Here is a 23,349-nt window from a genome sequence, read left to right as displayed (position 1 = left end):
CTTTTAATGCTGCTAATCCGTTCGCGATATGGTCACACCCGAACTGAGCTAGCAATTTGTACAGTTAACTATTTATGCACATAAATTATCGGGCTATACTTCGGCCTCTTTTTTAAGCTCGTTCAAAGGCTAACACTCAAGACGTATTCTTTTTTGAACGGCAAAGCCATGCGAACAATCGCCCAAGTCGATGGAATAATTATGAAACCAGCAAATAACCACGGTATTAAACGCATCTTTAGAGCGACAGGATTTTCAATGAAGGGCTTAAAGGCCGCGTGGATCCACGAAGCCGCGTTTAGACAGGAATTGATGCTGGCTGTGGTCATGCTGCCAGTCGCCTTCTTAGTTGATATCAGCACCATGGAGCGCTTAATGCTGATCTTAACCTTGTTTATCGTGTTGATTGTTGAACTATTAAACTCCGCCATTGAAGCTGTGGTTGACCGCGTTGGCAGTGAGATCCATCACCTGAGTGGTCAAGCAAAGGATATCGCCTCTGCCGCAGTATTTATGAGTTTAGCGCTCTGCGGGATCACTTGGCTTGTGGTGTTATTACCACTCTTGGTTTAATTGCTTATCAGCATAATAACCGTTTATTTAAGCCCGATTATCATATAAAAACGCCTTGAGGTTCGTCCCTAAAGGCGTTTTTGCTACTTGATAGGGTTAATCGACTTCAGTTAACGGCTTATCGGCTAAGAATCCGATCGCCTGTTTAATGTGTTCCAATCTATCGTTTTCAGCCCAATAGGCTACATATACGCTGCGTGAAATCGCATTCGCCCCTGCGACTAAATGCAGCTCACCCTTGCTTAGCAATGGCTGCACCAAATGCTCGGGTAAAAAGGCGCAGCCGCCGTTGTTTAAAATAAAATCCAAAGCGATACGTGCCGAACTGGTATGCAATGTCGGCACCGGTAGCGCCGCATAATCCTGCGCATGAATAATGTTAAAGGCAGTGCCCCAATCGACTTTGACGTATTGCCCCGCTTGCACCGCATTCACCGCCATATCCATCGATTTAGACACCAACAGCAAATTGATTTGACCTAATTGTATTAATTCAAATTGATCAAGTTTGGGTGGATCAAAGGATATGGCCAAATCGAGAGTTCGATCCATCAATTGCCGCGTCATCACAGTGAGGGGCAATACCTCAGTGCGCAGTGCAATCCCAGGAAGCCCAACATGCAGATGTTGTAAATACCCCTGTAAATAGGCATCCCAAATATTGGGACCCGCACCAATGGCTAATTGAGTCGATTGTAACTGACTAAGAGATACATCCTGTTTAGCACGCTCCCATGCCGTTAATACCGCCTCCGCATGGCCTAACATTCGCTCTCCCGCTGGAGTCGGCTGAATATTGTTTCGTTGGCGCTCAAACAGGGCAACACCAAGAATACTTTCGAGTTGTTTCACTCTAAAACTGACCGCACTACGGGTAAGGTAGAGATTTTCTGCCGCCTGACCAAAATGGCGGGTACGAGAGACTTCGAGAAAAGTCTTTAGTAAATCGGTATCCATAAAAATTCTTGACCAAAATAGACAAATTTTTTTGATTTATAAATCAATAATACTAGCCAATACTCCAGTTGCAAATCTTTGTATATCAAAAACTAGAAGGTAACAGCCATGTCTGAACAGTCTTTTTCAAACGCTAACAAGGGTTCTGAGACGCTGAACGGCTCAGCTGCCAGTTTCGTATCTCACAAACGCTTTTATGACGATACTAATTTTCCCAAAGGTTTTAAGCGTAGTGGCGACTTCACCAGTAAAGAAGCCGAACTGCTTGAATTACATGGTCATGCCATGAAAAACCTTGCCGAAGGTAAGACGCTTCCGGTGACCGCTGATGAAGCACAATTTGTCGAAGTCATCAAAGGAAACATCGCTCCCAGTAGCTTGTTAGAGCATATCTGGTTAAAGTACCGCAAACTGGCTCGAGGTAAACCCTTTTATGCGGTGGTTGGCACAGTTCACTTACCAGCCACTAAACCTGAGGTTGAAGTTGAGCCAGAAGCGGCATTCGATGTGGATGTCGAAATTGAAGATGATGTTCAGGATGAAGCTGAACCCGAGGATAAAGCATGAAAATGAAGGTTTGCGATTAAATGCGTGGGTGGATTTTATATAAAGAAACCGCGACTCAGCTAAAACCTGAATGGTATGAAATTGAACGTCTATTGGCGGCTGCCAAAGCCGACAATATTGAATTAGAAGTTTATGCTCCGGATGAGTTTGATCTCACCGTGACGAGAGAAGACAACAAAAGTATTTTGTTAAACGGGCAACCCGTTGAATTACCAGATTTTATCATTCCAAGAATGGGTTCTGGTACCACCTATTTTGCGTTGGCGATCATTCGCCATTTAGAACGTTTAGGGGTGTACTGCCTGAATCCTTCTAAAGCCATTGAGATTGTTAAAGATAAACTCTTTTCCCAGCAATTGCTGGCCGAGAAGAATTTACCCACCCCTAAAACCATGTTGGTCAAATTCCCAGTTGATATTGACTTGGTTGAGCGCCATTTGGGGTTTCCCGTGGTGATTAAAACACTCTCAGGCTCTCAGGGTAGCGGCGTGTTTTTATCTCATAAGGCCCGTGAATTTGATGACTTAATGCAACTAATTGAAGCGACAAATAAAAACGCCAACATTATTTTGCAAGAGTTTATCGCCAATAGTCATGGCCGCGACTTGCGCGTTTTTACCATTGGCGGGCGTGTTGCAGGTTGCTACGAGCGACGTGGACAAGAAGACAGCTTTAAAGCCAATGTGAGCGCAGGTGGTTCGGCAAGACCATTTGATATCACCCCTGAAATCGAATGGCTAGCCACACAAACCGCCAATATTCTGGATTTAGATGTGGCGGGTATCGATTTATTATTTGATAACGGCCATTACAAGATCTGTGAAGCTAACTCTTCCCCAGGTTTTGAAGGCTTAGAATCTTGCTTAAATGTGGATATTGCCGCACAAATTTTGCATTTTATTCGCATTCGTTTGGGGATGTTTAACAAGGATGAAAAAAACAGCGATCCACAACTCACTCACGCTGGGCCGGCTTTAGCCAACAATGTAACAAGCTCAAAGGCGGCGGAATAAAGCCAAAACTGAAGCACTAAATCTGAGTCGACTTAACCATAAGTCACTTAGATAGTGAGCTTAAATGCGTTACATCTTATCTCTGCGGCTCAGCATTAACTGAGCCGCAATTTTATAATTGAACACCAATGAATGAGCAAACCATATTAGGGTGAGCTATCGCGTAACTCAACACAACCAAGGTTATCAAATCACCAAAGCACAATTACCGTGATCCGTTCCGCACGCTCATCATCCACCATCGAATAGTCATACAACTTTTGTTGTAAATCACAAAACCCTGCATTTTTAAAAACATTTTATTCACATTCAAAGTTTAACTGTTAAACTCCCAAGCATTCTTTACGGTACTCAAGTCTGATGTTAACGCCAAAATAATAATAAAATGTCGGAGTGATACTTTTGAACTCGTTTAGCCCTTTACCCCTTCTGATGGTTTCATTGCTCGGCGCGCCTGCATTGGCAGGTGACTTTACCATTGAACTAGGCGGATTTTATTCACAATCTGATACCAATATGGAAGTCACTGACCCAACGTCTGGGTTGGGATTTACCCTCGATTATGAATCCGATCTGCAACTGGCTGAAAACGAATTTCTTCCCTTTGTTGAGTTAAATTACCACTTTAACGACCGCCATAACTTCTACTTGGATTGGAAACAACTTCACCGCAACGCCGAAACCCAAGCATTGACCAATCCCTTCCAAATTGAAATTAATGACACCATTTACGATATAAGAGCGGGTGGAAAGCTCAATTCAACTCTTAATATTGATATTTTACGTTTGGGTTATGGCTACGACGTCATTCAAGGTAGCCATTACGATATCGGTTTATCTCTTGGCCTGCACACCATGTTTATCAATACTGGATTTGAAGGCGTTATTGGGGTTTGTGCCACTTCAGAGGCTCTCATCAATGTGTGTGGAAGCCAAGCGATACCAAGAATTGTCGATGAGCATGTGACCGCCCCTCTGCCCGACTTTGGTGTGTATGCCAACTATGAGTTTATTCAGGGTTGGACACTCGTCAGTCGAGCGCAATACTTTTTCATTAAACTGAATGATGTTGAAGGTGAATTAATCGATGTTAAATTGGGTTTGGATGCCCAATTTACCTCAGGCTGGCGTTTGAGTGTGGCTTACAATTACTACAAGGTCGATGTGGATATTGACCAAAAATCAGCCGATAAAGATGCAAAAGTTGCCGATTACAATATTTACTACAGTTTTATCGGCCCGATGCTTTCTGTTAGCTACACGTTCTAATTGATTGAACAAGCATAAAAAGGACGCTGCTGCGTCCTTTTTACGCTAATTGGGATTACTTTTTACGACCATCCTGTTCACGCTTAGCCTTAAAATCCGATGCTTCTAACCAATGCGGCCAATCTTTACTATTGGCTAAGGTTGTTAGCATACTCGCCATAAGATCTAAATCTTGCTTCACGCCTTCAAGCGACCAGTTTGGGTCATAATCATCAGCCCCTTTGTGGTATTTATGGGCAATATAGTCGGGGTCAGTATCACCAAGGCTCATAAATAACAACCCTGGCACACCTTGCTGAGCTAACGCAAAATGATCCGATCTAAACATCAAACCATTTTGAGGTCTTGGATCGGCTTTAACCACACGCCCCTGTGCTTTGGCAGCGTTATCTAAATAGCCTTCTAATTCAGACACTCCTTCACCATAACGCAGAATATAATCCACACCTTGGTTCATATTCATACCGTCGATATTTAAAAAGGCGACGATATTTTTAGTTGGAACGCTCGGGTGCTGGGCAAAGTGTTGCGCCCCAATGAGCCCGGTTTCTTCTGCAGTAAAGGCACTAAACAGGATAGAACGCTCAAGCGGCGCCGTTTGTGCTTGTTTCGTAAAGTAACGCGCAAGGGCTAACACGCCAGCTACACCACTGGCGTTATCGACTGCGCCATTGATGATTTCCGGCTTGCCATCTTCAATCACTGTACCCAAATGGTCCCAATGGGCGTGCATCATCACCACTTCATCGGGGCGACTTTTTCCGGGTAATAGTGCCGCCACATTGTGGGATTCCGCGCGTTCAATATGATTGTTTAAACTGACAGTGGCCTTAAGCTTTAATGGAATCGCCTTAAAGTGTGGCTTAGCCGCTTGTTGTTTTAAGGTATCAAAGTCCATGCCTGCCTTAGCAAAAATCTTTTGGGCGACATTATGTTGCACCCACCCCATCACCCCAACCTGCCCTTGGTTATTATTGGCATCGATAAGGGTAAACTTGGTACCTGTGTTGGAGTTTTGCACCACCCCCCAACCGTAGGCCGCGGGTTCGGTTTCATGGACGATAAATACCGCTTCTGCACCTTGGCGAGCGGCTTCTTCGTATTTGTAAGTCCAACGACCATAATAGGTCATCGCATTACCTTTAAAAACCTTGGGATCTTGAGTGGCAAAGCCCGGGTCATTCACCAGCACTATGACGGTTTTGCCTTTTACATTCAGCCCTTGATAGTCATTCCAGCCATATTCAGGCGCATTGATACCGTAACCAACAAACACTACATCGCTGTTATTAAGGTTAACTTTATCGGTAATTCTCTGAGTTCTGGCGGTAAACTCACTGCCATTGGCAAATTTTAGCCCGCCAATGTCGAGCTGCATATTTTGATCGGCGGTGATTTTGGCCAGAGGCACAGCTTGCAAATAACTGTCGCCAAAGCCGGGCTTGAGTCCCATCTCCTTAAATGCTTTTTCAAGATACTCGATAGTGAGTTGCTCTCCTTCGGATAACGGCGCGCGGCCACCGAAGGCATCACTGGCTAAGGTTTTGACATCAGTGCGATATTGGTTCAAATCCATGCTGTCACTCAAAGACGGTGCAGCAATAGCAGGCAGGGACAGTAAGGAACCTAAGGCACTGGCAAGGATGAAATTTTTCAAGACTTTCTCCCAAGTTATTATCATTATTTAATTTTGGCGATAAACTCTACCATATACCTTTAGGCATTTGGCAGGTTTATTCCTCACGCTTATTGGTTATAGTGGTAATGGGTTTTAACGAGCAAAACAGTTTACTCCTATGGGGTACTCATAGTTTATTGATTAATAATTATTGGGATTTATCCATGTCACGAGATTTATTACAAACCGCTGCCTTGAATCTTAAAAAAGCGGTTCCCTTAATGCTCAAACATCAGATCCCCACGACTCCCATTAATTATGCCCTTTGGTATACCTATGTGGGTGAACAAAATCTGGCATTAAATGCACAGCTCGATACCGTTATCGCACATTACAATACTTGCCCACCCGTGAGCAGTGAGCTGTTGTATCGCCAATATGTGGCCGATCCCGTTGAACTTAATGTGCGCGATATGCGCCTCAATCTCGAGGCGATGGCCACAGAGTTATCGCAATCGATTAAGGACACTAGCCTTGATACAACCGAGTTTCAAACCTGTATCAATAGCAATTTTTCCAAACTTAATGGCATAGAAGAAGGTGCTCTCAGTGTCGAGCAAGTGCTAGATTTAGTTCGCAATTTAGTGAAGGAGTCTGACAATATTCGTTCGAGCACTGAGTTTTTGACCACACAGTTGCAAAAAGCCCAGACAGAGATCGATGCGCTAAAACAAAAGCTCGAAAAAACAGAAAAAGATGTGCTTTATGATGCCCTTACAGGCTGTTTAAACCGCCGCGCCTTTGATGCAGATATCGCTGGCATGATAGCGCAGGCTCCGGAAGGGACCTGCCTAATCTTAGTCGATATCGATCATTTTAAAGCCTTTAATGATAACTATGGCCACCAACTGGGCGATCAAGTCCTAAAGGCTGTGGCCAAACGCCTACAGGAAGCATGCCGAGATGGCAGCAAACTATATCGTTTTGGCGGTGAAGAATTTGCGATTATCGTGCCCAAGAGCCAACTGCGGATCACAAGGCAATTGGCTGAGGCTATGCGCCGCGGGCTTGAAAAACTGTGCCTAAAAGACCGACGTAAAGACCAACTTGTTGATAATATTACCGCTTCTTTTGGTGTTGCCCAATGGCAAGAAAGGCAATCTGTTGTGCAGCTGATAGAGAAAACAGATAAGCTGCTTTACGAAGCTAAACGCCTAGGCCGTAATCGGGTTATGCCGATAAACAACTAATGCCACTCTCATCAGCCGCCCCTATCACTCATCAAACGCTAACGCAGGCCGAGTGACCATTCTCAGCCAGCGTTGCACAGATATCCTCGGTCTCCTAATGTTAAGCAACCTTTTGTGATATTGAGATAATATTCAGTGCGTTATCTAGGGCGTGTTGACGTTTCGAGATTAAATTTTGTTCGTTCTGGCAACCTCGTGCTCGCGAAACGAGGAATGATGTGTAGTTATTCTACTCAAATGACGAGCGGCTCTTATGACAGAAAGTAAGAGCAAGGGCTTGCCAGACGACCCCTTCGGGCAGCATTTGGCTGGCTTTTCTGCCGCGTTATCGTCCGTTTATGTAGAATAACTACACAGCACGGACTTTGCCTTGCATAAAAGCCAGCCAAACTGCTGCAAAAATAACCCTGAAACGTCAACACGCCCTAGCTGCTGAGCCATATCAGCCGATTCTAATACTAAGGTTTCCTCTGACACTTGAATCACATCCTCCCCTTGAATAATGGGCACAGCCTGCACCACGAAACGCAGTTCAGCGACACCTTGCAACGCATCGAAGGGATAACAAGTGATGAGCGTTAAACGATTATCGTCACTCGGTGCCATCAACTCAGTTTGCGATTCATGCACCACCTTAGTCGCCACCACTTGGTAAACAATCTCTTTACCCGCAGCGGTTTGCAGTGCGAGTCGTCTACCGACCGTCATCCCCTTTAATATCGCAAAATGCGTATCCCTATGCCCTGCTATCACTGTGTTACCGCGCTCACCAGCTGACGCACTCGACAACACAAGCCCGGGTCCAAAGGCCAGATTTCTGCCTGAGGCTCCCGCTAACACATATAAACTATCATTCGATGCTGGGCCATCGAAGTGAGTCGGCATATTGGCTTGATCAATAGAGAGTTTAGCAACGGGATAGGTATCAGCCCATGACCAAGGTTTATGTGACTGCCCATCAATTAAGGTTTTAGCCCATGCCTGTTCAATCAAATATTGGGCAAAGTGTGCTTTCGCTTGCATATAGAATCCTTTTCCAAACAAGGTGGTGCCAAGTAATAACAATTCCACGAGCACCAAAATCTGTATCTGCTTTGTTGTCATATGCTGAGTCATCGAGCTCATCAATGGCTAAGGGCCTGCATCATCAAGTGCTGTTGACGCTGCTGGCGACGAATAAAGAGGGCCAACATCAAGGCAATCATTAACACGACACCCCCTAAGAGCATGTCAAAACGACTCGAGGTGGATGTTTGTGGTAGGACACCAAAGGGTTGCCAACCTAAAGGTAAATGTTGGCGAACCACAGCATCACGACTCATGGCATTGGTCGTTATCGGCGTTAAATTTACGGCGACAAGGCTGGTATAAGGGCTGACTAAGTGATAATTCATCGATAACGCCGTCACTTGCTGCTTCACTTTGTCATCGTTAGCGCCGTTTTTACTTAATTCCAAAGCTGCAATCTGCTTTCTAGCCCACAGTAAATCTAATCCTGCCACTTGCTGCTCCACCGCTGCTGCGGCGTTATTCAGCTCAGTCGATTCCAAAGATACAAATTGTTGCCAGTTCTTATGACCTTGGCGCCCTGAAATCACTAACTCCTTAGGCTCGCGGGGCTGATGTTTTATGCTAATCAATACGGGCTCGCCGCGGTAAAGGTCAGGAATGGGCGATGGCCAATAGTCAGGCACGGTGCCATCGTCAAACCGCACTTGCAGATCGGTCAGCACCGGATATTGGATTTTAGTGAGTAGTTGATTAATTTTTTGCTCCACTTCATCCACATCACCAATATAAGTAAAGGTGCCGCGCCCAAGCTCAGCCGCGCGTTGCATAAAATGTGAGTTTGGCGCCGAGCCGATGCCTACGGTAAAGAGTCGGTTGTCACCGATTTGATGGCGGATCAACTCAAACAGTGCCTCCTCGTTTCCGACTGAGCCGTCGGTCATAAAAATCACTTGTTGCAACACATTATTCTCGCTCGCGGCCCTGCTGGGTCTTTGCTTTGGTAATGCAGCCTCTAAGGCCAGCGACATTTCGGTTCCGCCATCGGCCTGTAAACGATTCACAAACTGGCGAGCGATAGCTAAATTTTCCGCCGTTGCGGGCAGCGGCACTGGGGACAATAAAGACACGTCTGAATTAAATTCGATAATGTTAAAACTATCCTGCGCTTTGAGTCCTCGCAGCGCATAACGCAGGGCATTTTTCGCCTGTATTATCGAGTCTCCCGCCATGGAGCCTGAGGTATCTATCACCAAAATCAGTTCACGGGGTAAATTCAGTTGCCCGCTCGCCTCCACTTTAGGCGGTAACACCATGACTAAACTGTAATTATCTATATTGCTCGCACTGGTACTCGCAGCGGTATTCACCATGCTGCCATCATCACTTGCTGCCTGCGTTTGATGGGTTTTGCCGTTTTGGTTAAATACCCAAGCCACAGGACTCACGCCCTGCTCAAGACGCCATTGCAATACAAAATCGCGCTCAGCACGCACTCGGTTAGCCAAGGATGCGGTCAATCCGCCCTGCTGCTCATCCAGAGTAATGGCATGATAGGGACTCAGTATGGCGGCCTTATCTACTCCCAAGCCTAAATTCACCTTGATATCGGCCTTAAGCACAGGGTCCTCTTCACCTGGTGCCCCACGAATGGGCGCAATAATGCGATCAGCATCAAATACTTGGCTGCTGGTGACTCGCCCAGTTTGGCCGCTTTCCCCTCCCAGCGTTAATCCTGGGATATACCGCGGTGCCACAACCAGTGGAAAACGCAGGCTAAACACGCCATCGTCATACTTGATGGTTTCTTGATAACTGATCTCGACCACCAGCTTTTCATTCGGCGCAAGGTTGGCTACCTCGGTGGTGAACATATTTGGCCGTTCTTGGCTCACCAAGCTCGCACGCTTCCCCTCCGCTTTCGCCTGCTCAAAAATCTGTTGTGCTGCTTGTTTAGGATGAATTTGCCCTTCGATAACTCGCTCCCCAATATGTAAGCGCAACGAGTCCACCGCCGCCTCATTGGGCAAAGGGAACAAATAACGGCCATTTAAGACAAAGCCCGTGTGATTACTAAAAACCTGCTTCACACTCACCCGGTTAGTTAAGCCTGATACCCGCATCGAGACTTGGGTGTCCACGGGCAGGGACGGCATTAAGTTACCATTGGCGGTTTGATACACCAGCATGCCTTGAGTAACATCGTCGTAACTAAATGTAGGCAAACGACTCGCCGTATGTTCATCAAATACGGCGGTGATATTCTGCGGCTCCGATAAGGCGCCCACACTGTTGGGTGATGCTAAGACTGCAAAGGGTATAAACCAACAAATTGAGGCACTGATTATTAACATTGCCAGTGCTTCACACACTTCTTTAACCCTGTTCTTTGTGATCATCACAAAGGCTCCCTGATACTGATTTAATACTATTGATATTGATGAAAATTATTCTGTTACGCGGCTCGCCATAAGCCCTTGGGTAGGCGGTATGGTCAACGTAACGCGGCGATCGGAAACGTCAGATTCGCTATCTAGCTGCTCATTGAGTGACATTGCGGCCCCCAAGGCTTGAGTGGTCATCCGCGCCGGTGCAACGCCCTGTTGAATTAAATAATCCCGCACTTCTAATAAACGGTGCTCCGAGAGAGATTGGTTATCACGCCAATCACCGCGGCGTTCGGCATAGCCTTTCAGCTCGAGATTGGACTCGCTCGAGCGCTTCATCACCGTGGCGACATTGTCTAATTGGGGCAAAAAATCGGCTTCAAGCTCTGATGAACCAGTACGAAATTGCACATTCATCCCAAGCGCTAATTCACTTAAGAGTTGCTGTTGCTCTGCGAGCAGTGCATCGAGGTGTTTTTGAGTGGAGGCATATTCTGCCGCACGTTGCTCGCTAGCCAGTTGCTTCACCGTTAAGCTCGTCACTTGCTGGCGCTGCACGGCAATATGTTGTTGCGGATTTTTGAGTGTGACAGAGACTAATTCGGTATCCGCTACAGACTGACCAATTAAGGTCCCAGTAATACCACCGACGACTGCGCCAACAGGGCCGCCCACTAAGGCACCGAGTAACGCGCCGCCCCCCAGGCCAATCAAGGCTTCACCGTCATCTTCCTCTTGTTCAATTGTCCATTCAGTTTGTGGCTCTATTAGCAAAGGTTGATTTTGCAGGGAAACCCGCGCAGACACAGTGGCGATAGAAGCCGTGAATACACTGAAGACCAACACACTGATTAGCGTCTTTTTCATCATCTCATTCCTTTTTGATTTGTGATGCGTTTGCCCACCTAACGTCATGAATAAGGGGCAAAACGGAATGAGGCTATTAAACACAAGTGCAATGGCATTAGCGGGGTCGGAAAATGGCAATGCGACTATCAATTGTGGCAACAAAATGGCAATTGCATTCGGGCCCTTTTATCTGCAATAAATTCCTGTATAGTCACAAAAACTTAATCCCTGCAGTCAATAGGAAGATGGCGAAATGAAACGTATCGCTATTGTGGAAGATGAAGCCGCCATTCGCGAAAATTACAAGGATGTGCTGCAGCAACACGGTTACAGTGTCCAAACCTATGCCGACCGGCCATCGGCCATGTTGGCGTTTAATACGCGCTTACCGGATTTAGCCATTATCGATATCGGCCTTGGCAATGAGATCGACGGTGGATTTATGCTGTGTCAGTCCCTACGTGCCATGTCAAACACCTTACCGATTATTTTCTTAACCGCTCGGGATAGCGATTTCGATACTGTATGTGGCCTTCGTTTAGGTGCCGATGATTACCTGAGCAAAGAAGTCAGTTTTCCCCATTTGACGGCGCGTTTAGCCGCCCTTTTTCGACGCTCAGAACTCGCCGCCAGCCAAACACCGCAGGAAAATCTACTGGAGCGCGGGCCACTCACCATCGACGCAAATCGGATGCAAGTGTATTGGAACCAAATTGCTATTGAATTAACCGTCACCGAATTTTGGATGGTACACGCCTTAGCCAAACACCCAGGTCACGTGCGTAGCCGCCACGAACTGATGCAAGAGGCGAAGATTTTTGTCGATGACAGCACTATCACTTCCCATGTAAAACGCATCCGTAAAAAGTTTATGGCCGCAGCGCCCGAATTTGACTGCATCGATACCGTTTATGGCATGGGATATCGCTGGGATAGCCTCGCCTGAACCATGTTAAGTAGAAGATTAGCCGCCAGCCTATGACACGTTTTCCTTTCGGTCTTCGCACTAAAGTGATTGGCCTGAGCCTATTTTTGCTCTGCCTACCTTGGCTGGGGTACCAATATGTGTGGGAGATGGAAAAATACCTGCGCCACGGCCAAGAACGTACCTTAGAGGGCACAACCCAAGCGCTAGCGACCGCCCTGCACGAGCGGCCCAAACTTTTCGATGGCCAAGCCAGTTTTTTAAAACAGGTTGAAAAGAGCCGTGACCTCTATGCTTACCCCTTAGCCGGAGCCATTCTGCTCGATGGCAAACTCAATGAATGGCAGGAATATCAACATCGATTTATCCAATACGGTGAAGCCAATCAGATTATGCGCGCCGATCCCAGTGCGCCGCTCACCTTAAGTTTTACCCATATGGTGGGCCAGTACGATGGCTATCTGTATGCTTTTTTTCAGGTGGTGGACCCCAATGTGGTGTTTCGTGGCAAAAATGCCCTAAGTGTGGATAGGAACGATCATCTATCAATTGCGACCCTTGCCCCCGACAATAAATTTAAGCGTTATATCGTTGCCACCACTCAGCCCGGTTGGATCAGCGCCTTTGAACTGCCCGCCAACCCGAAACAAACCGTGCCAGTGACACCCGAGGTGCGCATTCAAGGACAATGGGCCACCACAGATGTGGGCTACAATATCGAGCTGCGTATTCCCCTTGATATGGTGGGCAGCAAACTCGGGTTTGCCATTGCCGATGTTAACGACAGCAAATACCGCGATGTCGCCGCAGTGGTTGGCACTTCCGCCTTAGATACCGTCGATAAGCTGGGCACAGTGCTGGTCCCCTCCCCTGAAATTGAAAACATTATCAAAGGGATGAGCCACTACAGCTCGCGTATTTGGGTAATAGATAAACATGGCCGCGTGTTAGCAAAATCCGGCGATATCCGCGACAGCAACAGCGTGTGGACTCGCACCCTTGATGATGAAAACAGCAATGGCCTATGGCAGCGGTTTCAGCGCGATTATCTGCATCCGCTCTACTATAAAATCCTCACTAAACCGCCGAAGGATTTTATCGACTCTCTGCGGGATTCAACCGAGCTAAATGGCAGTCATATTCAAAAAGCCCTCGCCGGACAACAGACGTCGACATGGCGCTTGACGCCTGACAATAAGGCCGTGGTACTCGCGGCAGCCAGCCCAATTTGGATTGATAACAATGTGATGGGCGCGGTAGTGGCTGAAGAAACCACCCACGGTATTCGCACCCTACGTAATCGCGCGTTGGAAAAACTGTTTAACGTGATCCTGACCATTATGAGCATGGGCACCTTAGCGCTGTTTTTCTTCGCATCGAGTATTTCCAATCGCATTCGTAAGTTAAGGGACGAAGCCGAAAATGCCATCGACAGCCAAGGTCGGGTGCGTAACCATCTAAAACCCTCAAAGGCGCGGGACGAGATTGGCGACTTATCCCGCAGTTTTGCCAGCATTGTAGGACGTTTAGGCCAATACACTCATTATTTGGAGAATATGTCGTCGCGCTTATCCCATGAGCTACGTACTCCTGTTGCAGTGGTGCGTTCATCTTTAGAGCACTTAAATCTGCAAACCTTAGATAAAGACACGCAAAAGTATGTCGATCGCGCCCAAGAAGGCGTAAGCCGTTTAAGCATGATTTTGAATAATATGAGCGAGGCGACGCGCCTAGAGCAGAGCTTAACTCAGGCCGATGTGACTAAGTTTCCGCTATCCCAAGTGGTCAGCGGCTGTATGCAAGGCTATCAAATGACCTATCCCGAGCAGCGTTTTAGCATCAAAGTGCCCGATCAGCCGTTGATGATGCAGGGTGTGCCAGAATACATCGCCCAATTGATGGATAAACTTATCGCCAATGCCATCGAATTTTGTCATCAAGGCAGTTCGATTGAGGTCACCCTCACTCAAGTCGGTAAACAAGCCACATTGCTTATCAGCAACTTAGGGCCGCAGTTGCCGGTGGATATGTCGGAGCAGATCTTCGACTCAATGGTCTCGGTGAGGGATAATCAAACCCAGGAGAAACCCCACCTTGGCCTAGGTTTGTATATTGCACGGCTCGTGACCGAGTTTCACCAAGGGAATATCTTAGCCCGCAACCGCAGCGAAAATGATGGGGTCGATATCCTAGTCACCCTGCCGCTGTGCTAATACACGCTTCGCAACTTGAGGCAAACTCATCAGTTTGCCTCCTGCCATTTTAGCGAGCAGATGCTAAGATGACGGCCATCACATTGGATGACAAAACAAATACAGACTCGCCAAGGTAGTGCCCTATGACAGATAAACATCAGCTCGCCACCCAAATCGTCAGCGTCGGTCGCGATAAAAAATGGACCAAGGGCGTGATTAATCCGCCCGTATTTCGCGCATCGACCATAGTGTTCGACACGATGGAGGATATGCGTCATGCCGCCAAAAACAAAACCAATGGCGAAATGTTTTACGGCCGCCGCGGCACCCCGACCCACTTTGCGTTTCAAGCGGCGGTAAGCGAACTCGAAGGTGGCGCTGGCACAGCACTGTATCCCTCTGGCGCGGCAGCGATTAGCGCGGCTTTGTTATCGTTTTTACAGGCGGGCGATCATCTGCTGATGGTCGATAGCGTTTACGAGCCAACACGCGATTTTTGCAGCCATATTCTGGCAGGCTTTAATATTGAGACCACCTATTACGATCCCCTGATTGGTGAAGGCATTCGCGCGCTTATCCGCCCCAATACTAAGGTATTGTTTTTAGAGTCTCCCGGCTCCATCACCATGGAAGTGCAAGACGTCCCAACCCTATGCCGCATCGCCCATGAACATGGATTGGTGACCATTCTCGACAACACATGGGCCTCGCCAATCAATAGCAAGCCCTTCGAGATGGGTGTCGATGTGTCGATTCAAGCCGCCACAAAGTATATTGTCGGCCACTCGGATGTGATGATAGGCACGGCGACCGCCAACGAGCAATACTGGCCGCAGCTGCGTGAGCGCAGTTATTTACTGGGGCAAACCACTTCCCCCGATGATGTGTATCTCGCCACGCGCGGATTACGCACCTTAGGCGTGCGCATGGCGCAACATGAGAAAAATGCCCTAAAAGTAGCTAACTGGTTACAAACCCGTCCTGAAGTAGACCATTTACGTCATCCCGCCTTTGAGACCTGCCCAGGACATGAATTCTTTAAACGCGACTTTAGCGCATCAAATGGTTTGTTTTCCTTTGTATTAAAACAAGGCGATCAGGAAGCGGTTACCGCACTCGTTGAAAATATGCAGCACTTTAAAATGGGCTTTTCTTGGGGTGGTTATGAGAGTCTGATCTTAGGGATTTTTGGCATTGAAAGAATCCGTAGTGCGACCAAGTGGGATGCTAGCAAACCGTTGATCCGTGTTCATATTGGTCTTGAAGATCCCGAGGATTTAATTGCCGATCTCAGCGCAGGATTCGAGCGTTTTAATGCCGTGCTCGCCGCTAAGGTCAAATAAGGCATAAAGCCCTTATATGTAAAACAGCGAAGGCGGGACTCATCCCGCCTTCGTTTTTAGTTCACGTTAATAAACGATTAATTTCAAATAGTAAGCATGCAACTTAACTATTTCGGCTGCGCCGCACTGATTGCGGGGTCAATCCACGCCTGTGAGCCAAATAAAGGCACAGTTGACAAAGCATGTTTATGGCTGCCATTCGTCTCTTTCGTCGAATAGGACAAATACAACAGCGTTTGATTAGGCGCATCGTAAATCCGGCGCACTTTTAGCGTTTTAAATAAAATACTTAAAGACTCGGTGAACACCACTTCACCGTTTTTGCTCTTATCTATCTTGGCAATATCTGCGGCGGAAATCGGCCCGGTTTGACGGCAACTAATGCCCATATCGGACGGATCGGCAAAATCAAGGTTCGCTTCAATGCGGCTGATATGACAGGTCACACCAGGGATTTTCGGGTCTTGCTTGGCATCGATAATCACGTCTTTCGTGGTAAAGAGCCCGAGGCTCACTTTACCCACATCATCACCACAGCCCGAAAGCATCATGCCTGTCAACGTCACTGCCAGCAGAGAAACCACAGTCCTGTTTAATGTCTTCATCGTATCTCCTTGATTACTTATTGAGCAAAATGCTTTTGTGCCCAGCGAGTTAACCCCGCAGTCACCGAGCCAAAATGATCCCCTACTACCACGGGCGTATCGGGATAAAGGCTAGTTATCTTAGCGTATATCGCTGGGCTTCGCGCCGTGCCGCCCGTCACATAAATCACATCGGGTTGGCACTCGGCTGTACCCGCCTCAACGGACAGTTCTTCTGGTGCTAAGCCATTGCCCGTAAGACTTTTAGCCGCCTGAGTCAGCGCTTGGTGCATTAAGGCTTCGATCTTACCCAGTGACGGCTCGATGGCATTTTCAAAGCAATCACGGTTCACTTCGGCGCTAAGCATAGCCTCAATAAATTCCAGCGAACTTTCCGTTGTGTGTGCATCCGATAAGGCGATTTTTGCCCGCTCAGCTAAACGCACTATTTGATAGCTTAACTGTTGTTGCTGCACTTTTAGCAATCTTTTTAATAAATTGGGTTGCTCAGCTTCTTTTATCAGTTCATCGATCAACTTGCGAGTGCTTAAGGTCGCAAACTCACGCTGAGCACTAATATCATTTACCGCCACCGCATTCCAAAAAGGATTACTCGGCATAGGTTTGCCATTACTCATCAGCGAGCCTAAACCAAAATGCGGCATAAAGGCATTCATCGCCAAGGCGATATCCAGATCGTTACCGCCAATTCGCTGGCCGCTGTGGCCTAAGCAGTCACGGCTACGGTCAAAACTCGCCTTATGGCTTGGGCCCATTTTAACCACAGAGCAGTCGGTGGTACCGCCACCAACGTCAACCACCAACACGGTTTGGTCAGCCTTTAGACCGGCTTCATAATCCATCCCTGCAGCAAGGGGTTCAAACAGGAAAGCCACATCGACAAAGCCCGCTCGTTTTGCCGCCAAGGTTAAGATGGCTTCCGCCTGACGATTGCTTTCTTCGCCACCAATTCCTTGAAAGTTTACTGGGCGGCCAATCACGGCGTGGGTAATACGCGCTTCGTCCTTTGATGCCATGCCCTTTTGCACTAATACCGCTTCGGCGCGCACTTTAATATGCTGCATCATCAAGGTGACTATGTCCTCAAATAGCGCAACTTGCTCGGGCCTTAACCCTGTTGCCCCCAAAAAAGATTTTGGCGAACGGACATAAAAACCTTCTTCCGGCATTTCAAGGTAGGCAGCAACGGCTTGCTCGCCGACAAACACCGCAGGCGACTCGGCATCGAGATCTAATTCATGGCGCACCATACGCGCGCGACTTAACTGCGCCGCGCGTTTTTTGGCATAATCGGCTTTTAATTCCGCAGGAAGTGCACGATAAACGGCCTCGGCAATCAGCTCCCTGTCCATCGCATAAAGCGTTGAGGGTAAATAAGCAGAATCAGTCGATAGCGGTAAGAGCGATACTTCATCTCCCTGCATTATCCCAACGGCACAGTTGGCACTACCATAATCAAATCCGACAAACATCCGCTTACCCCTTGAGTCAAACCCACAATCAAAAAGCCGAGCAAGGTAACACAGTTTGACTCAATACCAAAGGAAGCCAAGCACATCCTGCACGCTTTACCGTGTAAAGTGGTCATTCACCTCGGTTAATTTTAAAGTCACATTTCTGTCACACTTGTCATCAATCTGACATATTCAGTCCGTATCTTTGTGCGCAACCATCTTAGTCAGAAGGGAAATTTTTTATATCCCTTTATTTTCAGAAGTAAATCTGATTGCACTCCAATGTATGAATGCTATTGTATATTGCGCAATGACGCTTGCTTAAAGGAGCTGTGCAGTGTCCCCGAATACCGATAAACTGTCGATCGATAAAGAACTCTCTTGGTTGTCATTCAATGAACGGGTACTGCAAGAGGCCTGCGACCCCAATGTGCCGATTGTCGAGCGCGTGCGCTTTCTGGGCATATTCTCTAATAATATGGATGAGTTTTTCCGAGTACGTGTCGCAGCGGTTAGACGCTCTATTTTACTCTCCGCCTTACAGGAAGGACGCAGTAATAGCCGCCACTTAATGGCCAAAATCCAATCAAAAGTGATGGCGCTGCAGGAGCGCTTCGATAGCATTTACGTCGAGTTGATGCGCGAGCTAGTACGCCGTAACATTTTGTTAATTAATGAAAAACAATTAAGTGAGTACCATAGTAGCTGGCTTAAAAAACACTTTCGCGATCATTTTAAACGCCATATCGCGCCGCTGATTGTCAATAACAACCGCGACCTAGTAAAACATATCAACGATGATGCTACTTATTTATGTGTATGTTTATAAGGGCTATCCATTTAGCGCCACCAGTGTCAATATGTAGTAATGAAAACTTCATCGTATTTATTAAAAGCTGGCGTCGATTACCCTACAAATTGGGACGAATTTGTTGATTGGTTTCATGATGAACAATCTTGCACTAGCTACCTTTACGCACTTCGTTGGCCAAACGGATTCATTTGCCCAAGCTGTTCGAGCCATCAATCACCTTATCAGTTAAGTAATGGCAAGTTAAAATGTCATGCTTGCCGTTTTCAGTGTTCAGTAACATCAAGTACACTTTTTGACAAAACAAGAACCCCCATGAAAAGTTGGTTTGCAGCTGTCTGGTTTATTACAAATCAAAAGAATGGGGTCAGCGCTCTTGGAGTCCAAAGGCTATTAGGTCTTGGGAGTTATCAAACTGCTTGGTCTTTAATGCACAAGTTAAGATATGCCATGGTTGACCCTGAAAGAGATAAACTGTCCGGCATCGTAGAGGTTGACGAAACATTAATAGGTGGGGTCATTCCAAAATCATCTATTAAAAATCAACAGGGTAAGCGTAAAGCTATAGTTTTGGTGGCTGTTGAGCTGCTATCACCCTCTGGATTTGGGCGGATACGTTTAAGGCAAGTAGAAAGTGCAACTAAAGAACATATCCATCAATTCATTCAAGATGTAATAGAGCCTGGTAGCACAATTTGTAGTGATGGTTCTCAAGCATACAAGCAAATAGACAAAAAAGGATATAAGCATAATCGGATGGTGCATTTAGGTTCATCTGTACCTGCACATGAAACAATGGCTGGGGTGCATCGAGTCTCATCATTATGTAAAAGATGGCTTTTAGGTACGTATCAAGGTGCGGTAAAGGCTAAGCAACTTGATTATTATTTAGATGAATTTACATTTCGCTTCAACAGAAGAAAGTCAGATTCTCGGGGATTATTATTCTACAGGTTGCTTGAGCAAGCAGTGCGTTCTAAGCCGATAACGTACCAATCAATTAAAAATCGATAACCACAATATATAGTGGTTGGTCGTGCTAAGTGGATAGCCCTTATGTTTATACACTAAATTGCGCAGGCAATACGCCCTCGTTGAAGTACCCACGAAAAATGTGCCACGTTTTATCGAGTTACCCGCGGAGAAATCCAAGGCCAAAAAATATCTGATCCTACTGGATAACATTATTCGCCACTGCGTGGACGACCTATTTGGTCCCTTCTTTGAATACGAAGCGATTGAAGTCTATTCAATGAAGCTCACCCGTGATGCAGATTTTGATATTACCGATGAGCTAGAACAAACCCAGCTTGAAAAAATGACCAAGGGTCTGAAAAAACGCCTGACAGCAGAGCCTGTGCGCTTGGTATACGACAAAGAAATGCCCGAGCACATGCTGGAAATGCTCAAAGAAAATTTAAATATCAGCTCGACAGAATGTTTAATCCCTGGCGGCCGTTACCACAGCTTCAAAGATTTTATTGGCTTTCCCAATCCCAGCCGAGATTACCTCGAAAACGAAAAACTGCCGGCGCTTAACAGCACAGGCTTTGCTCGTAGCGCAAATAGTTTCGATGCGATCAAGATGGGCGATATTATGCTCAACTACCCGTACCATAAGTTCTCCCACTTTACGGAGATGGTGCGCCAGGCCGCCTACGATCCTGCGGTCCGCTTTATCCGCATCAATCTGTACCGTGTGGCGAAAAAATCCCATGTGATGCAGTCACTTATCGATGCAGTCAAAAATGGTAAGCAAGTCACCGCGGTGATTGAGCTGCGGGCTCGGTTTGACGAGCAATCCAACATCGAATGGACGCGCGTACTCGCCGAAGCGGGAGTCAAAGTCCACCATGGGATCACCAGCTTAAAAGTACACTCTAAGTTGTGCTTGATTGGCCGCGAAGAACAAGGCGAAATGAAGCTTTATTGCCATGTCGGTTCGGGCAATTTTAACGAAGGCACAGCGCGGGTCTATACCGATTTATCCCTCTTTACGGCGAATCAGGAAATTGCCCGCGAAGTTGAGCAAGTGTTTGACTTGATTGAACACCCCTATCGCCGCGATAACTTCCAGCATTTGATTGTCTCGCCCTATGATGCCAGACAAAAGCTCACCCATTTAATTGATAATGAAATCGTGAACGCCCAGAGTCACATTAAGGCGGCTATTACCTTAAAATTGAATAACTTGCTCGATGAGTCTCTGGTACAAAAACTCTATGAGGCCTCGGCTGCGGGCGTCAAAATCAAATTACTGATCCGCGGCATGTGCTCGCTGATACCACAAATTCCAGGGATCAGCGATAACATCGAAGTCTACAGTATTGTTGACCGATTCTTGGAACACTCCCGCGTGATGCTGTTCCATGCCGGTGGTGAAAATAAGCTGTTTATTAGCTCTGCCGATTGGATGAGTCGCAATATTGATAACCGCGTTGAAGTAAGTGTGCCAATTTATGATCCGCGTCTAAAACAAATGGTGATGGATATTTTATCGTTACAGTTCAACGACAATACTAAGGCTCGCATCATCAATAAGGAACAGACTAATCCTTATCGTAACCGCGGAAACAAACGTAAAGTGCGTTCTCAAATTGCCATTTATCAATATCTGATTAATTATGAGAAGCGGTTGCAGCAAGAATTAACTGCTCAACGTGAAGCGGCGAAGCTTGAGGCAGAGCAAGCGCTTGCCGAACCCGCATTACAGGCCAAAGCCAGCTAACGCTGGCTTTATCTTAGTCTCGATTGCCTAAGGATAATCCGATTGGTTGCCACACATTCACAGCCGCGACACTTTGTCGCTATCGACATGGGATCAAACAGCTTTCACTTGGTTATCGCCCGTGAGCAAGACGGCAGTTTGCAGATATTACATAAAGAAAAACAGCAAGTTCAGTTAGCTACAGGCCTCAATGCGCAGAACATCCTCAGCATGGACGCTATCGAGCGCGGCCTCAATTGCCTGCGGGATTTTAATCAACGGTTTTCCAATCTTGACCAAGCACAGGTGCGTTTAGTCGCCACACATACCTTAAGGGTCGCTAAAAACCGCGAGCAGTTTATTGAAGCCGCCCTCAGTATTATGCCTTATCCCGTGGAAGTGATTTCTGGCCATGAGGAAGCGAGGCTTATTTATAACGGTATTGCCCAAAGCCAAGTGCTGGCAAAACATAATATCGTTATCGACATCGGCGGCGGCTCGACCGAAGTGGTACTCGGTCAAAAAAACACCCCAACCCATTTATCGAGTCTGCGATGTGGCTGCGTGAGTTTTAATGAACGCTTCTTTATTGATGGGCAAATTACGCCGGCCTCGTTTCGCGCAGCACAAAGTGCGGCAGATAAACAATTTGCCTCTCTGTCTAAGGAATATTTCAGTGGCGACTGGGACTTAGTGCTCGGCAGCTCTGGTACCGTAAAAGCCATTTGCGAAGCGATCCAAGAAGAGCATGGTGATGAAATTGTCACCTTACCCCGCCTCAAACAATTAAAACTTAAATTGATTCGGTGTGGCCATATCAGCCAAGTCCAATTTGCCAATGTCGATGATAAACGTACCGCAATACTTCCTGCGGGTCTTGCAATTTTAATCAGCTTTTTTAGACGCTTACCGATTTCACAATTGGAATTTAGTCCAGGCGCTCTGCGTGAAGGCGTGCTCTACGAATTAGCCAAAATTGGCCAGTATCAAGATATTCGCCATCGTACCGTCGACAGCATTGCCCAGCTTTATCATGTAGATATCCCCCACGCGACCAAAGTGCGCGACACTGCCATGGCGCTCTTTGAGCAAGTCGCCGATGAATGGGGACTAAGACCCCATGCGCGTTTACTCGCCTACGCCGCGACCTTGCATGAAATTGGGCTGCACATCAACTCCAAAGCATTGCACAAACACGGCGCTTATATCATTAGCAACAGTGATTTACCTGGGTTTAGTGAAGCGCTGCAACAGGATTTAGCCAGACTTATTGCTAACCATCGCAAGAAACCCAATGAGCTACTGCTCGCCGAATTAGAGCCTAACCATAAACTCACCCTCATTCGCCTCGTTTGCCTACTGCGTTTAGCGGTATTGGTGCATTTAGGCCGTATTGCCAAAGCCTTAGTGCTAGAAAAAATACAAGTAATCCCAGATGGACTTATGTTAGTACTCCCCAGTTATAAACGTAAAATCAGCCTTTTTATGAAAGATTTACAGCGGGAGCAAAAACAAATGGCCACCTTAGGCATGCAGCTGCGTTTTGTCTCAAGCCTAGGGATAACCTTGGATAAAGCGATAGAAGCAAAAGACGATACGCTCAACACTGTTACAAACTAATCAACCTCAGATCTGGCTCACAAGCGCATATCAAACAACGATTTGTGCCGCTAACAGAGCTGAATTGGCTTGCAATCGGTTCAGCATAAATCATCCCTTAGAGGCTTGCTCTTTTGGGCGAAAGCTTGATAGTTAATCGCCCAAATCAATACTAAAAATAATAATGTGTAAGTGGCGTTTGAATGGGCTTTCGGTGCC

At 46.8% G+C, this 23,349-nt stretch carries 17 protein-coding genes and 2 pseudogenes; 12 read left to right on the top strand and 7 right to left on the bottom strand.

The window, feature by feature from the left end; translation table 11 throughout:
* Positions 1-201 precede the first annotated feature (201 nt).
* Positions 202-573: a diacylglycerol kinase gene (locus SO_RS10130; RefSeq protein WP_011072235.1), complete on the top strand. Its 372-nt coding sequence runs from the start codon at positions 202-204 to the stop codon at positions 571-573.
* Between the two features lie 96 nt (positions 574-669).
* On the opposite strand, the gene hdfR is transcribed toward SO_RS10130, so the two are convergent.
* Positions 670-1,530, bottom strand: a complete 861-nt coding sequence (gene hdfR / locus SO_RS10125; protein ID WP_011072234.1) for an HTH-type transcriptional regulator HdfR — start codon at positions 1,528-1,530, stop codon at positions 670-672.
* A 108-nt stretch (positions 1,531-1,638) separates the two neighbouring features.
* Between hdfR and SO_RS10120 the strand changes: the two genes are divergently transcribed.
* The 3 genes from SO_RS10120 (at position 1,639) to SO_RS10110 (ending at position 4,379) form a co-directional block, all read left to right on the top strand.
* Positions 1,639-2,097: a MaoP family protein gene (locus SO_RS10120; RefSeq protein WP_011072233.1), complete on the top strand. Its 459-nt coding sequence runs from the start codon at positions 1,639-1,641 to the stop codon at positions 2,095-2,097.
* A gap of 20 nt (positions 2,098-2,117) precedes the next feature.
* Positions 2,118-3,110: an ATP-grasp domain-containing protein gene (locus tag SO_RS10115; protein WP_011072232.1), complete on the top strand. Its 993-nt coding sequence runs from the start codon at positions 2,118-2,120 to the stop codon at positions 3,108-3,110.
* 432 nt (positions 3,111-3,542) lie between these two features.
* The gene (locus tag SO_RS10110; RefSeq protein WP_164925870.1) at positions 3,543-4,379 is read left to right on the top strand and encodes a hypothetical protein; all 837 of its coding nucleotides are present in this window, start codon (positions 3,543-3,545) and stop codon (positions 4,377-4,379) included.
* Positions 4,380-4,434: 55 nt separating this feature from the next.
* Here the strand turns inward: SO_RS10110 and SO_RS10105 are convergent, their stop codons facing one another.
* Positions 4,435-6,060 (bottom strand): M28 family metallopeptidase, encoded by a 1,626-nt coding sequence (locus SO_RS10105; RefSeq protein ID WP_164925698.1) that lies wholly within the window; start codon positions 6,058-6,060, stop codon positions 4,435-4,437.
* 161 nt (positions 6,061-6,221) lie between these two features.
* Between SO_RS10105 and SO_RS10100 the strand changes: the two genes are divergently transcribed.
* Complete coding sequence (locus SO_RS10100; RefSeq protein WP_011072229.1) at positions 6,222-7,247, top strand: GGDEF domain-containing protein; 1,026 nt, start codon at positions 6,222-6,224, stop codon at positions 7,245-7,247.
* A 336-nt stretch (positions 7,248-7,583) separates the two neighbouring features.
* Here the strand turns inward: SO_RS10100 and SO_RS10095 are convergent, their stop codons facing one another.
* The 3 genes from SO_RS10095 to pdsO are packed head-to-tail and all read right to left on the bottom strand — an operon-like array spanning position 7,584 to position 11,512.
* Positions 7,584-8,351, bottom strand: a complete 768-nt coding sequence (locus SO_RS10095; protein WP_164925697.1) for a class GN sortase — start codon at positions 8,349-8,351, stop codon at positions 7,584-7,586.
* Between the two features lie 20 nt (positions 8,352-8,371).
* The gene (locus tag SO_RS10090; protein WP_011072227.1) at positions 8,372-10,654 is read right to left on the bottom strand and encodes a marine proteobacterial sortase target protein; all 2,283 of its coding nucleotides are present in this window, start codon (positions 10,652-10,654) and stop codon (positions 8,372-8,374) included.
* Positions 10,655-10,702: 48 nt separating this feature from the next.
* Complete coding sequence (gene pdsO / locus SO_RS10085; RefSeq protein ID WP_011072226.1) at positions 10,703-11,512, bottom strand: sortase-associated OmpA-like protein PdsO; 810 nt, start codon at positions 11,510-11,512, stop codon at positions 10,703-10,705.
* Positions 11,513-11,744: 232 nt separating this feature from the next.
* Here pdsO and pdsR point away from each other — a divergent pair, with 232 nt between their 5' ends.
* From pdsR to SO_RS10070, 3 genes are all read left to right on the top strand, one after another.
* Positions 11,745-12,437 (top strand): proteobacterial dedicated sortase system response regulator, encoded by a 693-nt coding sequence (gene pdsR / locus SO_RS10080; RefSeq protein ID WP_011072225.1) that lies wholly within the window; start codon positions 11,745-11,747, stop codon positions 12,435-12,437.
* A 32-nt stretch (positions 12,438-12,469) separates the two neighbouring features.
* The gene (gene pdsS / locus SO_RS10075; protein ID WP_011072224.1) at positions 12,470-14,629 is read left to right on the top strand and encodes a proteobacterial dedicated sortase system histidine kinase; all 2,160 of its coding nucleotides are present in this window, start codon (positions 12,470-12,472) and stop codon (positions 14,627-14,629) included.
* A 125-nt stretch (positions 14,630-14,754) separates the two neighbouring features.
* Complete coding sequence (locus SO_RS10070; protein WP_011072223.1) at positions 14,755-15,954, top strand: cystathionine beta-lyase; 1,200 nt, start codon at positions 14,755-14,757, stop codon at positions 15,952-15,954.
* Between the two features lie 107 nt (positions 15,955-16,061).
* Here the strand turns inward: SO_RS10070 and SO_RS10065 are convergent, their stop codons facing one another.
* Positions 16,062-16,559, bottom strand: a complete 498-nt coding sequence (locus SO_RS10065; protein WP_011072222.1) for a CreA family protein — start codon at positions 16,557-16,559, stop codon at positions 16,062-16,064.
* Between the two features lie 17 nt (positions 16,560-16,576).
* Positions 16,577-18,031 (bottom strand): molecular chaperone, encoded by a 1,455-nt coding sequence (gene yegD / locus SO_RS10060; protein ID WP_011072221.1) that lies wholly within the window; start codon positions 18,029-18,031, stop codon positions 16,577-16,579.
* Between the two features lie 319 nt (positions 18,032-18,350).
* Between yegD and SO_RS10055 the strand changes: the two are divergent.
* From SO_RS10055 to ppx, 4 genes and pseudogenes are all read left to right on the top strand, one after another.
* A pseudogene (locus SO_RS10055) lies at positions 18,351-18,839 on the top strand (polyphosphate kinase 1); the annotation flags it as partial.
* A 42-nt stretch (positions 18,840-18,881) separates the two neighbouring features.
* On the top strand, positions 18,882-19,838 hold the full coding sequence (locus SO_RS10050) for an IS1595-like element ISSod11 family transposase (RefSeq protein ID WP_011071113.1): 957 nt from the start codon (positions 18,882-18,884) through the stop codon (positions 19,836-19,838).
* 40 nt (positions 19,839-19,878) lie between these two features.
* Positions 19,879-21,552, top strand: a pseudogene (gene ppk1, locus SO_RS10045) (polyphosphate kinase 1); the annotation flags it as partial.
* A gap of 42 nt (positions 21,553-21,594) precedes the next feature.
* Positions 21,595-23,151: an exopolyphosphatase gene (gene ppx, locus SO_RS10040; RefSeq protein WP_011072220.1), complete on the top strand. Its 1,557-nt coding sequence runs from the start codon at positions 21,595-21,597 to the stop codon at positions 23,149-23,151.
* The last annotated feature ends 198 nt before the right edge of the window (positions 23,152-23,349 follow it).

The organism is Shewanella oneidensis MR-1 (assembly GCF_000146165.2).
GTDB classification, from domain to species: Bacteria; Pseudomonadota; Gammaproteobacteria; order Enterobacterales; family Shewanellaceae; genus Shewanella; species Shewanella oneidensis.
Note: the sequence above shows the minus strand (reverse complement) of the source record. Positions and strands in the feature narration are given on the sequence as shown.